The following is a 13,469-nucleotide window of genomic DNA, read 5'->3' as shown; positions in this document are numbered from 1 at the left end:
CGAGGCGCCCCCGTCCCCATGACTCACTTCTTCTTCTGATAGGTTCCCTGGTGCTTGATCCAGTCGCACCCCTTGTCCGGATTCGTGTACTCGCTCCAGGGCTCCGGCTTCACCAGGCCTTTCGAGCGCGACACGATTTTGAACTGGCCGTCCTTCAGGATCTCCCCGATCAGCACCGGCTTCCAGGTGTGGTGGTTCGCTTCATCCATCTTGATTTCCCCGCCGGGAGCCAGGAACTTCTGCCCGTAGACCGCCTTGCGGACCTTGTCCACTTCCGTGGAGCCGGCCTTCTCCACCGCCTGCTTCCAGATATGGACGCCGAAATAGGCGGCCTCCATCGGATCGTCCGTGACCCGCTTGTCGCCGTCCGGCAGGTTGTTCTTCTTGCAGTAGGCCTTGAAGTTGGCCACGAACTGCTTGTTCTGCGGCGTGTCCACGCTCTGGTAGTAATTCCAGGCCGCCAGGTGCCCGACCAGCGCGGTCGTGTCCATCCCGCGCAGCTCGTCTTCCGCCACGCTGAAGGCCATGATCGGCGCGTCCTCCGCCCGCAGCCCCTGGTTCGCGAACTCCTTGTAGAAGGGCACGTTGCTGTCGCCGTTGATCGTGCTGATCACGCAGGCCCCGCCGCCCGCCGCGAACTTTTTGATCTTCCCGACGATGGTCTGGTAATCCTGGTGGTGGAACGGCGTGTACTCCTCCATGATGTTGGCCGGCGGCACCTTCTTGGCCAGCAGCATGGCCCGCAAAATCTTGTTCGTCGTGCGCGGGTACACGTAATCGCTGCCGAGGAGGTAGAACTTCTTGTACCCGCCCCCCTCCTTGCTCATCAGGTATTCCACCGCCGGCACGGCCTGCTGGTTCACCGCCGCCCCGGTATAGAACACGTTGTGGGAGCACTCCTCCCCTTCATACTGCACGGGGTAGAAGAGCAGCCCGTTGTTCTTCTCGAAGACCGGCAGCACGGACTTCCGACTCACCGAAGTCCAGCAGCCGAACACCACCGCCACCTTGTCCACGAGGAGCAGTTGCTTGGCCTTCTCGGCGAACAGATCCCAGTTGGAGGCCGGGTCCACCACGACCGGCTGGATCTTGCGGCCCAGCACGCCCCCCTTGGCGTTGATCTCCTCCACCGCCATCAGGACCACGTCCCGCAGCGAGACCTCGCTGATCGCCATCGTCCCGCTCAGCGAGTGGAGCACGCCGATCTTGATCGGCGCCTTGTCCGCCGCGTAGGACAGGGCCCAGTTTCCGAGGTTCCCTAGCAGGGCCGCCACGCCCAGGCCCGCGGCCGTCCTGGTGCCGGCGACCAGGAACTCGCGCCGGGATTGGCCCTGCCCGTGGGATTCGCCCTGCCCGTCGTTTCGCTCGCTCGCGCTCTTCGGTTCCATCTCGCTCATGGTTGTCGCTCCTTCCAGGCCTTCGGCCCGGCTCAGAAGTTGTACCAGACCGACAGGTTGTATTGCTGTCCCGAGAACCGCTCGAAGGTGCCCGCCCACTGCGTCCAGAGGTTCTGGAACTCGGCGCCCAGGTAGAAGTCGGCCCAAATTTGCTTGACCATCGTCGCGTACATCCGCTGGTTCGAGAGGTACTGGACGTCGACGCTGGTCGTGCTGCCCTGCAGGTCGTCCTTGTTCGGATTGTCGAATCCGTAGCCGGCCAGGAAGGTATAGCCTTTGGCCGGCGCGTAGCTGAGCTGGCCCCAGCCCATCATCGCCCGGATCGGCTTGCCGGTCGTCAGGTTCAGCTCCTGGTTGTACCGGAAGAACTCGACCCCCAGCGCCTGGCCATAGGCGATCTCGCCGGAGAACTTCAAGGTCTTGGTGATCGGCACCACGAGCTCACCGCCGATCAGGTAGGAGTTGATGTCCCGGCCCGATTGAAACGCCGCATTGCTGGGCATGGGAGCGGACCGGTAGTACCGGTAGGCTACGCTGCCGGCGATCATGAAGCCCTGCATGTTCCCAGTCCCGGTATAGGCCAACCGGCCGCCATAGTAGGGATGCTGCACGGGATCGCTGAAGACGCAGTTGCTCGACGCGAAGCTCCCCGCGGTGCAGGACGGCCCGCCGGGGCTCGGTCTCGATTGCTGGTTCGTCTGGATCGCGGACAGGCCGCGCTCGAACCGCAGGACCGTGAGCAACCCCTCGACGTTCTCGCTGAACTGGTGCCGCACCGTGACCTGCGGGAGACGCTGCCAGAGGTTGCCGCCGTAGCCCATGATCGAGAAGTCGATCAGATCCGGGTGCAGCGACATGATCGGCGTCCAGTCCATGCCGGCCGTGACGCTGGTCTTGTCGTAGGTGTACCTCACGTTGGCCAAGCGCAAACGCGGCGGGAGGTTGCCGGCGTTGTCCGTCTGCCCGTAGAAGTCGATTTCGACCACGCCGGTCAGGCTGTGCTTCCCGTCCGTCCGCTCGGCCTTGACGCCGAACACGCTGTAACGGGGATTGAGCGTGCTCGACGCGTTGGCGTTCTTGCCCGCCGCGGTGGCGTACCCGTTGAACTGTCCCGGGTCCAAGGGGTTGTTGTTCCGGCTGCTGTAGATCCCGTCCAATTCGACGCGGCCGTAGGGTTCGAGCGACCCCTTGCTGCCCTCTTCGTACAGGGTGCTCAAACAGCCGGCGCACAGGTGCTGGCCGTGCTCCTCCTCCCGGATGAGCTGCCCGGCTCCTTCCGCCTTTTGCGGCGCGACCTCCTGTCCCGTTGCGGGAACCCCCGGCTGCGGGCCGCTGGGCGGGGACTGCTCCTTCCGCAGCAGCCGCCCGGCCCCCTCCGCCTCTTCCGCGCTTTTCTCCGCCGCAACGACCGGTCCCGCAAGCAGGACCAACGCGACGGCGAGCAGCCACACCCGGCTGCCCTTCCATCCTTCCCGTTCCATTTCGCCGCCCTCCTCCTGTCTTTGGGCAAACATCGCCCCAATGCACACCACGACCGGCGGGCGGCCTGTAGAAAAAAGAAAGGCGCCCTTCCGGTCCTCCACTGGACCAAAAGGACGCCATTGTCCTTGTGCCTCTGTGATGCCGCGCTTCCGAACGGAGACGCCCTTGTCTCCGCCCGTCGGCCCTGCGCGACGAACCGCTTATAATCCTCCTGCTTCGAGCATGTCAAGGGAGATTTCGCAGGATCTCTCGGCGCGTCCCCGGTTCAGCCGAAAGGCGGTCCTCCCGGCTGGCTACCCCTTTGGGGAACCGCAGGAGTATAATGCTATTATTTCCGTAGTAGATCGCCGGGATCGGGGAACCTTGAGCCTGCCCAGAAAGGAGGGTCATGCCATGAAGCCCCTATCTTTCCTCCTGGGAAGCGGTTTGCTCCTCAGCGCCGTGATCGTGGCCGGCTGTCCGGCAGGACCGCCGGAGCGTAAGGCGACGCCGGATGTCTCTCTCTCCAAGTCGCCCGCCGACCTGGCTTTCGAATATCGTCGGCAGGCGGCGATGTTTCGGAACATGGCCGCGCGCCTGGAACTGGAGGCCGGGTGGCATGCCAAGCAGGGCGGGCAGGATTCCGAGCAGGCGAAGCGGAGCCGGGAGATGGCCAAGGAGATGCGTTCGGCGGCAGACGAAGCGGACCAGATGGCGCGCGAGTATCGGAGCCAACTGCCGCACAACCAGGTGTACTGAGGGATTGCCCGACGGGGCGGATGGCTAGTGCAGGTCGCCCGGTGATGCCGCGAAGAGCCGTTGGCAGGTCACCCGCCCCCCGGCATGCTCACATCTGACGAACGGAAGGGCCCCGTTCCCCCTCAGGCCAGAAGCCGTCGGGAGCGGTTCTTCCGCCTTCCGTTCCACCGGATTGAAGCGCGAGAATTCCAGGCGCTTATCAATCTCGCAAGCTTGTCTGGCTTCGAACGAGGCATGTCTCGCCGAGCAATAGGTTGTCATGGCCTGGGTGAGTTCCGCATAGGCCGCCTCGCGTTCCCGCATCGCGTCTCTCACCAGAGCCTCATCGCGAAATGACGCGGCACAGCCGCAGAGCAACCCTGCGAGCAACAGGATCACCGCTATCCTGGGACTCATTGCCTGCTCTCCACTGATGCTCCGCGGCGGCCTCTGCAAAAGACCCTTCGGGCCGCTCTCCGAGCATAAAAAAACGCCCTCCCGGTCCGAATGCCGGACCAAGAGGACGCCGTTGTCCTAAGTCGCCAAGCGGGACGCGACGCCGTTGTCGCACCGTCCCCGCGCCAAGCTCAATGGCGATGTTTGTAGAGCAAAACCCGCCCCTCTGTCAACCCCCGGTTTGTGTCCCTCGCTTCTTGTGATACACTGTCGGCCTTTCCCAGGTCCGGAGCTCAGGCGCGAGCCTCACGTGAACAAGCAAGGAATGGACAGACCCGCACCGGCTTGGAAGGGGTTCAGCCTGGCCGTCGCGGCTTGCCTCCTCGTCGCCGGCTGCGCCACGTCTCCCCGCCCTGACCTCGTCGTCCACGAGAGCCAGCGGGGAGGCGTCTACCTGGAGCCGATGGCCAACCCCTACCTCGAGGCGGCTCATCCGGTTTCAATGCCGCAAGAGACGATCGCCCGTGCCCTGCGCGGGGTTCTGGTGCAGGGCCGTCAGACCACGGTGCAGACGCTTTTCGAATCCGAAGACAAGATCCAGCGGGTTTTTTCTGACGAGGACGTCGCCTTCCTTGCCCCGCTGATCGTCACGGCGCTCTCGCAGGCGAAGCCGACCCAGCAGGTCCGCTTCCGCGTCGCCCATCGCCCCAGATCCCCGGGCAAGCTGTTGACCTTCTCGGAAACCGGCGGAGCCGCGGTCGGCTCGTCCGAACTCCCCACGTACGGCCCCAAGCTGGAGAGCACCTCCGCCGCGCTCTTCGTCTACGGCCTCTCTCTGCACCTGACCGTCACCGAGTTTCGACAGAAGCAGATCCGCCCCGACAACATCAACATGCCGAACCGCCGTCTCCCCGACGCGAGCAGCCTCGACCGGGTGGAGTTCCTCTTCGCCCCGAAGGCCGCGTTGCGTCCCGAGTCCTACCAGGAACGGGGGTTCTTCGGGGAGCCTCACCTGACGCCGATCATCCTGGATTACGAGCTCCTGGCCAAACTGCCCGTCCGCCTCCCGCCCGCTCCCCAGCCGGGTCCGCCGCCAGACCGGGAAGGGAGCAAGCCCCCGGCGCCCGCGCCGGCTCAGCCCACCCCTGAACGGGCTCAAGAGAGGCCGGCTCCACAGGGGACGCCCGCCCAGGACATCCAGTCGGTGAAGGAGCTCATGCTCAAGAAGGACAAGGAGATGGAGGCGCTGAAGGAGGAGCTGCAGACGATCAAGAAACAGTTGGCCGAGCAGGACGCGCAGCGCCAGATAGACCAGCAGAAGGACAAGAAGAGAAAAAAGCAGCCGGCGCCAGCCCAGGCCCGGTGACGCCCTGCAGACCGGTCCGCCTCACCGCGTTTCGATCAACTCTTTCTTCGCCAGCACGACCTCGCGGGACAGCGGCTCACGGAAGTTCATGCGGCAATAGCAGGCATAGGTGACGTAGGTATCCTGCAAACAATATTCCGCGATCTCGCGCCCCTGCCCCCTCGCCCACATGTCCGCCACCTGCCTTCCGCTCCCCGACTTCGTCTCCACGTTCAGCGCCCTGGCCAGCACGTCCAGCTTGACCCACCCCCGCTGCTCCCAGTTGCTCCAGACCGCCATCGTGTCGTAGACCGGGTCGGTGCGGAATTTGGCCAGGGGGATCTCCAGGCTCGGCTTGACCTGATGGATGACGGAGCGTTTTCTGATGAACGGGAGATCGAACCCGAGCCCGTTGTGGGTGACGTAGAGAACCGGCCTGGCCTGCCCCAGCCTGGCCCAGAACTGCTGGAGCAACTCCCTTTCGTTGCCCCCGTACCAGGCCACGGCCCCCTGCGGCTCCAGCGAGTCGGAGAGGAGCACGAGTCCGATGCAGACGATGCGGCTGAAGGTCCCGTCGAAGGCCGAGCGGGCATACTGCTCGTCCTCCAGCCGTTTCTTCTCCGAGGCTTCGGCCCGGTCGAACAGGTTGTCCGCCGCTTCGAGCAGCGCCTCGCCCGGCTCTCCGAGCCCGACGAGCCGCGCCCACTCCTCGCGGGAGGGCTGGACGGTCTCGATGTCGAGGACGACTTTCATAGAGGCTTCGTGATGGGTGATGGGCAACGAGTGATGGGGGGCAAATTCCTGGAGGAGCTTGATCCCTTGCTACTCATCACACATCACCCTTCACCCATCACCGCTCCAGCAACGATCTCCACATGACGACCGCGTCCTGGTAGGTCCCGTCGTCCTTGCGGACGGCCCCGGGAATCACGGCCAGTTCCTCGAATCCCAGCTTCCGCCAGAGGTGCCGTGCGATCAGGTTCTCGGAGAAGACCAGGTTGAAGATGACGCTCTTGTAGCCGAGATCCCTGGCATACTGCAGCATGGTGGCGCCCAGCAGCCAGCCCAGCCCCCTGTTCCGCCACTGAGGCGCCACGACGAATCCGGCGTTGGCCACCTGCCTGGCCCGCCCCGGCCAGTTCGGCTTGAGATAGAAGGCCCCGATCAGCTCGCTCTCGCCGTTCCGGCCTCCGGTCCGGACGTAGGCGGCGACGGTGCTCTTCCCCCGGAACCAGTAGTCCAGGAAGTCCTCGCGATCCGGCGGCCGTTCGTGCGGATAGGAGGTGCCCTCCGCCACGATGATCCGGTACAGGCTCCGCAAGGGCTCCACGTCGTCCTGATCGGCCAGCACGAGCTGGATGGGCGTCCCGTCCTTGAGCTTCGCATCCAGCGGAAAGCGCAGCATCGCAACGCCGTCATCCGTTATTCGTCGTTCGCCACTCGTCGCTCGTCACTCGGGTCGGATCTGCCTTTGCGGACGACGCACGACGTCTTTTTGCAGCGACTCGATCACCGGCCGGTCAGCGGGCGGAAAGTCGAACCGGGGCATCTCCGCCGGCGTCATCCAGCGCAGGTCGGCGCAGCCCAGCGGGCGTTCCAGGCCGGTCTCGATCGAGCAGAGAAAGAAGTGCAGCTCGACGCGCTTCTCCGGATAGTCATGCCGGACGACCCGAAAAAGAGTCGGTGCCGTGATCTCGATCCCCAGCTCCTCGCGCAGCTCCCGGCGGAGACATTCCTCGAGCGACTCGTCCGGCTCCCGCTTGCCGCCGGGAAACTCCCAGAGCCCTCCGAGGTGGGCCTCCCGGTTCCTGCGCGTGATGAGGTACCGGCCGTCGCGGCGGATCAAGCCGGCCGCGACTTGAATGATGTCGTGACGCGTGACACGTGACGAGTGATCGGTCTGTCTCATCCTGCTCATTTCCGTCTCATCACGTGTCACCCGTCACTTGTCACGTCCGGAATCGAACGGGTAGCTCTTGCAGAAGTCCCGCATGGGACAGAGCAGGCAGTAGGGATGGCGGGCGGTGCAGACGATGGCGCCGAAGTCCATGATGGCCTGGTTGAAGTCGTAGCCCTTCCCCTTCGGGATCAAGGCCTCGGAGAGGGCCCAGAGACGGGACTTCTGCGTTTTCGGGTCCCCGCTTCCCAGGAACACCCGATGCAGCACCCGGATGACGTTCGTGTCCAGGATGGGTGCGTCTTCGTTGAAGGCGAAGGACCGGACCGCCCCGGCCGTGTAGCGGCCGATCCCTTTGAATGAGAGCAGCGCATCCGGGTCCCTCGGCAGCGTCCCTCCATACCGGGCCACGGCCTCTCGCGCGATGCTGTGAAGGCGGTAGGGCCGGACGTTGTACCCGAGGGGATACCAGGCAGCCCGAACCTCCTCCACCGGCGCTTCGGCCAGGTGCCGGAAGCTCGGATAACGCTCAAGGAACTCGTGATACTTGGGGACGACCCGGTCCACCTGGGTCTGCTGAAGCATGACCTCGGAGACCAGGATTTCATAGGGATCGGACGTCTTGCGCCAGGGCAGGTCGCGGCCATGCTGCCGGTACCACTTCAGAAGCCTGGTCTGGAACCGGCGCTTGAGGCCCGGCTCGATGGAGACGGGCGCCTGGCGCCCCGCTCGCTTCCCGGCCTTTGCCCGCCTGGCCGATTTGAGGGTCGCGCCTCTTCGCCGAGCCATCGGCCGTTCAGCTCTCCATCATCTCCAGCCTGGCGTCGAACTCATGCCCGCAGGCCGTGCACCGGATGCAATCCGAATCCACCGTCGCCTCCTCAATCCGCACTCCCATCCCGCCGCAGTCCGGACAGCGGGCGAGGGGCAGCCGGCGACCGTCGAGCGTCTCGTACTGCGTTCCACGCAGGCAGTAGACCGGTTGGCCCTCGAACTCCCAAGGCCGGCCAGCCTGATCCGTCTCGGGGACGGCGACGTAATGCCGGGCCGCGTAGTCCCGAACCGCCTGCGGGGTCGCCAGACCGTCCTTGATCAGCCTGCCGGTGTTGGCATCGTAGAGGGCGCCGCTTTTCACGATCACCTTGGTCGGTCCCATGGGACACCTCCGGGACGCTGGCGGTGTTGGTTCTCAGCCCGTTATGACCGAGCCACACGATACCGCCGCCGGTCCGTGCAAATCAACGGGCCTGCCCGGCGCGCCTCAAGAAATTTCTGGATTCCTCCGATAGAGGACGTGCGCGGTGTACGGCCGCTCGCGGAGGGTGCCCCATGGAACCGAAGAAACTGCGGATCTCCGACGACCCGATGTACCAGCTGCTCCGGGCGGGAAACCTCGCGGAGTTCAACAGAAAAAAGGCCGCTGGCGACAAGCCGGACCTGACGGCCTGCGACTTCCGGAACCTGGACCTGCGCGGGATTGATGCGGACGGGCTGGACTTCAGCGACTGCTACTTCCGCCAGGCGGATCTTCGCGGGATCGACTTCCGGGGCGCCTGTTTGGAAGGCGCCAGTCTCAACGGGGCTCAGGTTTCCGGCGCCTACTTTCCCAAGTGTCTGTCTGCCGAGGAGATCAAGCTCTCCGTGGAGCTCGGCACCCGCCTCCGGTACAGCACCTAGCCGCTCGCGCGGCCTCCCCGCCCGGATCGTCCCTGCGCAGGCCTCGGACTCCCCGCTTTGGCGCTACCACGCCGAACGAAGCCGGCTCAGTTCACCAGGCCTTGGCTGAACGCGTACCGGATCAGCTCCTGGTTCCTCTTCATCCCCATCTTCTCCAGAATCCTGGTTCGGTGCGTGCTCACGGTCTTGACGCTCAGGGCCAGGCGACGGGCAATCTCGGTGACCGTGTAGCCCGAGGCGATCAACAGGAGAACCTCGAACTCTCGGTTGGACAGTCCGTCATGGAGGTGTTCGTAGGCGCCCGCCCTCCGCTCCATCGCCAGGCGATCAGCCAGCAACTCGCTCACGGAATTGCCGCCTGAACAGACGGTCCTGAGGGCTTTGACGATCTCTTTGGCCGGTCTCGCCTTGGAAACATAGCCCCTGGCGCCGGCCTTGATCGCGCGCAGGCCATACTGCTGCTCCGGATGCCCCGTGAAAACCAGAACCGGCAGGTCCGGGCGGACGCGCCTGAGTTCTTTCAACAGATCCAGTCCGCCCTTGTTCCCCAGGTTCAAATCGAGCACGACCGCGTCCAAGTCCTGCTTCGCGGCCAGCTTGAGGAGATCCTGAGCCGTGAGCGCCTCGGCCGCGACTGTCAGGTCAGGTTCGTGCGAGAGGAGTTGCCTTAACCCGAGGCGTGACACCTCGTGGCTGTCGGCGATGAGTATCTTGAACATCGCGTTCCGGTCGTCCGCAGTCCGTACACCCGACGGATAACAACCCCATAGAATCCGCCAAAACCGGCTCGTTGAGAATCGGTGTTCGTCCTACAAAGCTTCCCGATCGAAAGGGCGCGCGCACGTGGCGGCCAACCGACTCGGCGCGAATCAAAGCACAATCCGTCCCCGCGGGCAAGGGAGGCCGATTCCCCTTTTGATCGGCGAGCGCCCTCATGGTTCTCGCCCGATTCCCGGATACAGTCTGTCGAGGCACATCGGACAGATCCCGTGGCTGAACTGGATCTCCGAGCGTTCGCCAAAATAGGTCTCGATCGTCTTCCAGTCACCGTGTTGATCCCTGATCCTCTTGCAGGACGCACAGATGGGGAGCAGGCCTTTCAGGATTCTGAGAACGCGCATCGCGTCCTGCAACTCCCGCGTCTGGCCCTCGACGTTCCCCTCTCCCTGGCTGCGCAGCAGGACGTCGTAGAACGCGACGACCGCGCCGACGACGTTTCCCCGCGCATCCCAAACCGGGGTGACGCTGCCGGAGATCGGATGCTCGACGCCGTCTCTGGCGATGAGCGAGGTCCGGCCGGGCAACCCCACCGGGCGACGCTCTTCCACAGCCTCGGCGACGAACGCCTCAACCACGATCCGGGATCCGGCACGCCGGACATCAAATGCGCTCGCGATCGCCCTTCCGACGGCCTCGGCCTGGGACCAGCCAGTGATGGCCTCCGCGACGGAGTTCATGAACGAAACGCGCCCCTGCCGGTCCGTGGCGATCACGCCATCGCCGAGGCCGCGGATCGTGGCGTCCAGCCACCGCACCCGCTCCTTGACCCGCTGGTCGGCCTCGTGCTTGGACAACGCCACCTCGACGGCCGCACGCAGGTCCCGGTCCTCGAACGGCTTGAGCACGAACCCGAACGGGCAGGCCTGCTTGGCCCGCTGCAGAGTCTCATCGTCGCCGTAGGCCGTCAGAAAGACCACTGGAATGTCGTGCTGCTCCCTGATCAGGCGGGCGGCCTCGATCCCGTCCGTGTCCCCTTTGATCACGATGTCCATCAACACGAGGTCCGGCGCATCGTCGGTGATCTTGCTGAGCGCGCCGTCAACCGAGACCGCAATCCCCGTCACCGAATAGCCGGCCTTGGTCAGGCTGTACTGAATGTCCAGTGCAATGACCGGTTCGTCCTCAACGATGAGGATTTGTTTCTTGGGCATGGCCGGCGCCCTCCCCTTTGGAGAACGGACGGAGAATCGTGATCGTCGTCCCGCGGGCGCTGCGCATCTCCACCGTTCCTTCCAGGTCCCTCACCAGCATGGAGACCAGTTGGAGCCCCAGAGTTTGAGATTGGGCGGGATCGAGCGGCTGACTCGATCCGACCCCGTCGTCGCCGACGCTGATCCGCAAACGCCCACCGGCCTCGACGGCCAGCGCGACCGTGACCGTCCCGCTTCGACCGTCTGGAAAAGCGTGCCGGAGGGAATTGGAGAGCAGCTCCCCGATGATGAGCCCGCACCGCATCGCCATGTCCATGTTGAAGGAAACCTGGTCCACCTCGATGCCGATTCTCGGCCCATCCGCTCCGATCCCGTAGGCCTCGCGGAGGTGACGCGCCAACTGGCGGATGTACAGGGCCATGTCCACCTGGCCTTCCCGACCGCCGCACAGCATGTCATGGAGCAGCGCGATGGCCTTGACCCGTCGCTGGCTTTCCCGGAACAGATCCAGGACCTGCCGGTCCTGGATCGAAGCCGCCTGGAGCTTGAGCAGGCTGGAGATGATCTGGAGATTGTTCTTGACCCGATGGTGGACCTCTTTCAGGAGCACCTCCTTTTCTCTCAGGGCCTCCGCGAGCTGTTTCTCGGATTCCTTCAAGGCCTGCAGTGAGCGCTCGATTTGGCGCTTGCCCAGCACGATCTCGTTGGCCAGGGCGGCGACGTTCTGCTCCTGGCTCGACAGCTCCCGCTGCATCAGGTCCCGCGCGCGTTTGACGGCGACCAGATTGCCGACCCGCGCCCGCAATTCCTCCATCAGGATCGGCTTGGTCAGATAGTCCTGGGCGCGCTCGCGCAAAAGCCCCACGCGCAGCTCATCATCGGCCCTTGCCGTCAGGATGATGATGGGAACGTCGCAGAGCTCGGGGGAGACCCGGACGGCGCGCATCAGTTCACCGCCGCTCATCTTCGGCATCATCACGTCGCTCAGGATCAGATCGGGACGCAGCTCGAGGGCCTTCTCGAGCCCTTCCAGACCGTCGAATGCGGACACGGTCCGGTAGTCTGGGGCCAGCCATTCGACGAGGAGCCGGTTCATGTCCCGGTTGTCCTCGACGACGAGGACCAGCGGACGATCCGCCCCCGAAACGGCCGGGGCAGCCTCGGCCCGCAGCCGCAGCTCTTCGACCGCCGCGCGGAGGAGCGCGTCGGCCTCATCCGGCCGATCCGCAGCGCGACGCACCGCGGCTCCCGGCGGCGCCATAAGCGGCAACCGGACGGTGAACAGCGCGCCTCCGTCCGGCGCGTCGCCGACCGAGACGGAGCCGCCGTGCAGTTCGATGAATTCCTTGACGATGGCCAGTCCAAGCCCCGTACCGCCAAACGTCCTGGTCGGTCCTCCCTCCCCCTGACGGAATCGCTCGAAGATCGCCTCGCGGAGGTGCGGAGGTACTCCTGGCCCGCCGTCCTGGACCTCCAGGACCGCCTCATCCCCGCCCGTCCGGAGGAGACCGATCACGGACCCGCCGGCCGGGGTGAACTTGAAGGCGTTGGAGAGGAGGTTGACCAGAACGCGCTGGACCTTCTCGATGTCCACCTGAGCCATGACGGTCGGCGGGGTCTCAACCGAAAACGCAACCTGCCGCTCCCGAGCCAGCACCATAAAATCGTCGGCGGTCGCGCGGATCAGCCGCGCCAGGTCGGTCTCGACGTAGGCCAGCTTCATCTTCCCGGCATCCAGCTTGGACACGTCGAGCAGGTCGTTGACCTGCTTGTGCAGGATGCGGGCGTTCCGCTCGACGACCTGAAGGTCTTGACGTTGGGGCTCGGTCAGCCCGCCGGATCGCAGCAGCTTCTCGGTCGGCCCCAGCACCAGGGTCAGGGGCGTCCGAAGCTCATGGCTGACGTTGGCGAAAAACTCCGTCTTGAGCCGGTTGTACTCGGTGAGCTTCTCGTTGAGCGCCCTCAGTTCGGCGTTGGCCTGTTGAACCTGCCTGCGCCGCTCTTCGGAAAGCTTGGCCTCATGGATCAACGCCAGAACCTTCGGCACCACGGGAGGCAGCACGACGGCCGTGGCCACCGAGGCCGCCGCCGTCAACGCCTTCACGTTGCCGGCCAACCAGTAGAGCGGATTCCAGACGGTCCAGACCTCCATCAGGTGCGTGCCGCCGCAGGCCACGATGAAGAAGCCGAAAGCCAGGAGCATCCAGCCGAACGGGACGTCTTGGCGCGCGCGATAGACCAGATAGGTGAGCGTGATGGAGATGACCAAGTAGGACAACCCGATCAGGCTGTCGGACACCACGTGGAGCCAGACCAGACCCGGCCTCCACAGGTAGCAGTGGCCGTGAGAAAGGAGCCCGGAGGCGAAATCGGTCCTCCAGACAGCGGGCTCGAACAGCACCGCGGCAAGTCCGAGCCCCAAACCGAGCAGCCCGAATCGGGCCAGGGGGCGAAGACGCCACGCCGCGCCCGAAAACGATGGCGGGATGTGCATCGTTGGGTTCGCCATGGGTGCATCCTCATGCCGGCCTGTGCGAGGAGCATGGCCTTGAGCAGGCCGAAAGTGCCGACGTCCGTCCTGAGGGAAGACAATTTTCCGTCACGAAGATCCTCGATTGAGCGGATGC

Annotated in this window: 14 protein-coding genes; 3 read left to right on the top strand and 11 right to left on the bottom strand. The window is 64.8% G+C overall.

Translation table 11 applies throughout. The annotated features are described in order from the left end of the window. Positions 1-23: 23 nt before the first annotated feature. Together urtA and AB1411_06725 are read right to left on the bottom strand one after the other, a co-directional pair. Positions 24-1,397, bottom strand: coding sequence for an urea ABC transporter substrate-binding protein (gene urtA / locus AB1411_06730; protein MEW6543291.1), 1,374 nt, complete (start codon positions 1,395-1,397; stop codon positions 24-26). A 32-nt stretch (positions 1,398-1,429) separates the two neighbouring features. Beyond that, positions 1,430-2,878: a hypothetical protein gene (locus tag AB1411_06725; protein ID MEW6543290.1), complete on the bottom strand. Its 1,449-nt coding sequence runs from the start codon at positions 2,876-2,878 to the stop codon at positions 1,430-1,432. A gap of 394 nt (positions 2,879-3,272) precedes the next feature. Here AB1411_06725 and AB1411_06720 point away from each other — a divergent pair, with 394 nt between their 5' ends. Continuing rightward, complete coding sequence (locus tag AB1411_06720) at positions 3,273-3,617, top strand: hypothetical protein (GenBank protein MEW6543289.1); 345 nt, start codon at positions 3,273-3,275, stop codon at positions 3,615-3,617. 24 nt (positions 3,618-3,641) lie between these two features. On the opposite strand, the gene AB1411_06715 is transcribed toward AB1411_06720, so the two are convergent. Further along, positions 3,642-4,013 carry a hypothetical protein gene (locus tag AB1411_06715; GenBank protein MEW6543288.1) on the bottom strand — a complete coding sequence of 124 codons (372 nt, stop codon included), beginning with the start codon at positions 4,011-4,013 and terminating at the stop codon, positions 3,642-3,644. Between the two features lie 304 nt (positions 4,014-4,317). Between AB1411_06715 and AB1411_06710 the strand changes: the two genes are divergently transcribed. Continuing rightward, positions 4,318-5,358, top strand: coding sequence for a hypothetical protein (locus AB1411_06710; protein ID MEW6543287.1), 1,041 nt, complete (start codon positions 4,318-4,320; stop codon positions 5,356-5,358). A gap of 21 nt (positions 5,359-5,379) precedes the next feature. On the opposite strand, the gene AB1411_06705 is transcribed toward AB1411_06710, so the two are convergent. From AB1411_06705 to AB1411_06685, 5 genes are all read right to left on the bottom strand, one after another. Next, positions 5,380-6,090: a 3'-5' exonuclease gene (locus AB1411_06705; GenBank protein ID MEW6543286.1), complete on the bottom strand. Its 711-nt coding sequence runs from the start codon at positions 6,088-6,090 to the stop codon at positions 5,380-5,382. Between the two features lie 97 nt (positions 6,091-6,187). Continuing rightward, positions 6,188-6,742, bottom strand: a complete 555-nt coding sequence (locus AB1411_06700; GenBank protein MEW6543285.1) for an N-acetyltransferase — start codon at positions 6,740-6,742, stop codon at positions 6,188-6,190. Between the two features lie 45 nt (positions 6,743-6,787). Continuing rightward, positions 6,788-7,255 (bottom strand): 8-oxo-dGTP diphosphatase MutT, encoded by a 468-nt coding sequence (gene mutT, locus AB1411_06695; GenBank protein MEW6543284.1) that lies wholly within the window; start codon positions 7,253-7,255, stop codon positions 6,788-6,790. A 24-nt stretch (positions 7,256-7,279) separates the two neighbouring features. Continuing rightward, positions 7,280-8,023 carry an A/G-specific adenine glycosylase gene (locus AB1411_06690; protein MEW6543283.1) on the bottom strand — a complete coding sequence of 248 codons (744 nt, stop codon included), beginning with the start codon at positions 8,021-8,023 and terminating at the stop codon, positions 7,280-7,282. A 7-nt stretch (positions 8,024-8,030) separates the two neighbouring features. Next, complete coding sequence (locus tag AB1411_06685) at positions 8,031-8,390, bottom strand: hypothetical protein (protein MEW6543282.1); 360 nt, start codon at positions 8,388-8,390, stop codon at positions 8,031-8,033. A 173-nt stretch (positions 8,391-8,563) separates the two neighbouring features. Here AB1411_06685 and AB1411_06680 point away from each other — a divergent pair, with 173 nt between their 5' ends. After that, complete coding sequence (locus tag AB1411_06680; protein ID MEW6543281.1) at positions 8,564-8,911, top strand: pentapeptide repeat-containing protein; 348 nt, start codon at positions 8,564-8,566, stop codon at positions 8,909-8,911. 86 nt (positions 8,912-8,997) lie between these two features. Here the strand turns inward: AB1411_06680 and AB1411_06675 are convergent, their stop codons facing one another. The 3 genes from AB1411_06675 to AB1411_06665 form a co-directional block, all read right to left on the bottom strand. Beyond that, a complete protein-coding gene (locus AB1411_06675) occupies positions 8,998-9,630 on the bottom strand; it encodes a response regulator transcription factor (GenBank protein ID MEW6543280.1) in 633 nt (210 codons plus the stop codon). A 213-nt stretch (positions 9,631-9,843) separates the two neighbouring features. Then, positions 9,844-10,842, bottom strand: a complete 999-nt coding sequence (locus tag AB1411_06670; protein ID MEW6543279.1) for a response regulator — start codon at positions 10,840-10,842, stop codon at positions 9,844-9,846. Further along, positions 10,814-13,351: an ATP-binding protein gene (locus tag AB1411_06665; protein MEW6543278.1), complete on the bottom strand. Its 2,538-nt coding sequence runs from the start codon at positions 13,349-13,351 to the stop codon at positions 10,814-10,816. The genes AB1411_06670 and AB1411_06665 overlap by 29 nt, the downstream gene beginning before the upstream one ends. Positions 13,352-13,469: the final 118 nt, after the last annotated feature.

The sequence above is a fragment of the Nitrospirota bacterium genome, from assembly GCA_040757595.1.
Lineage (GTDB): Bacteria > Nitrospirota > Nitrospiria > Nitrospirales > Nitrospiraceae > JBFLWP01.
This window is presented reverse-complemented; position numbering and strand designations above follow the sequence as displayed.

Coding starts and splice junctions, on each gene's coding strand:
- urtA (MEW6543291.1), bottom strand. CDS start 1,397: ATGAGCGAGATGGAACCGAAGAGCGCGAGCGAGCGAAACGACGGGCAG.
- AB1411_06725 (MEW6543290.1), bottom strand. CDS start 2,878: ATGGAACGGGAAGGATGGAAGGGCAGCCGGGTGTGGCTGCTCGCCGTC.
- AB1411_06720 (MEW6543289.1), top strand. CDS start 3,273: ATGAAGCCCCTATCTTTCCTCCTGGGAAGCGGTTTGCTCCTCAGCGCC.
- AB1411_06715 (MEW6543288.1), bottom strand. CDS start 4,013: ATGAGTCCCAGGATAGCGGTGATCCTGTTGCTCGCAGGGTTGCTCTGC.
- AB1411_06710 (MEW6543287.1), top strand. CDS start 4,318: ATGGACAGACCCGCACCGGCTTGGAAGGGGTTCAGCCTGGCCGTCGCG.
- AB1411_06705 (MEW6543286.1), bottom strand. CDS start 6,090: ATGAAAGTCGTCCTCGACATCGAGACCGTCCAGCCCTCCCGCGAGGAG.
- AB1411_06700 (MEW6543285.1), bottom strand. CDS start 6,742: ATGCTGCGCTTTCCGCTGGATGCGAAGCTCAAGGACGGGACGCCCATC.
- mutT (MEW6543284.1), bottom strand. CDS start 7,255: ATGAGCAGGATGAGACAGACCGATCACTCGTCACGTGTCACGCGTCAC.
- AB1411_06690 (MEW6543283.1), bottom strand. CDS start 8,023: ATGGCTCGGCGAAGAGGCGCGACCCTCAAATCGGCCAGGCGGGCAAAG.
- AB1411_06685 (MEW6543282.1), bottom strand. CDS start 8,390: ATGGGACCGACCAAGGTGATCGTGAAAAGCGGCGCCCTCTACGATGCC.
- AB1411_06680 (MEW6543281.1), top strand. CDS start 8,564: ATGGAACCGAAGAAACTGCGGATCTCCGACGACCCGATGTACCAGCTG.
- AB1411_06675 (MEW6543280.1), bottom strand. CDS start 9,630: ATGTTCAAGATACTCATCGCCGACAGCCACGAGGTGTCACGCCTCGGG.
- AB1411_06670 (MEW6543279.1), bottom strand. CDS start 10,842: ATGCCCAAGAAACAAATCCTCATCGTTGAGGACGAACCGGTCATTGCA.
- AB1411_06665 (MEW6543278.1), bottom strand. CDS start 13,351: ATGGCGAACCCAACGATGCACATCCCGCCATCGTTTTCGGGCGCGGCG.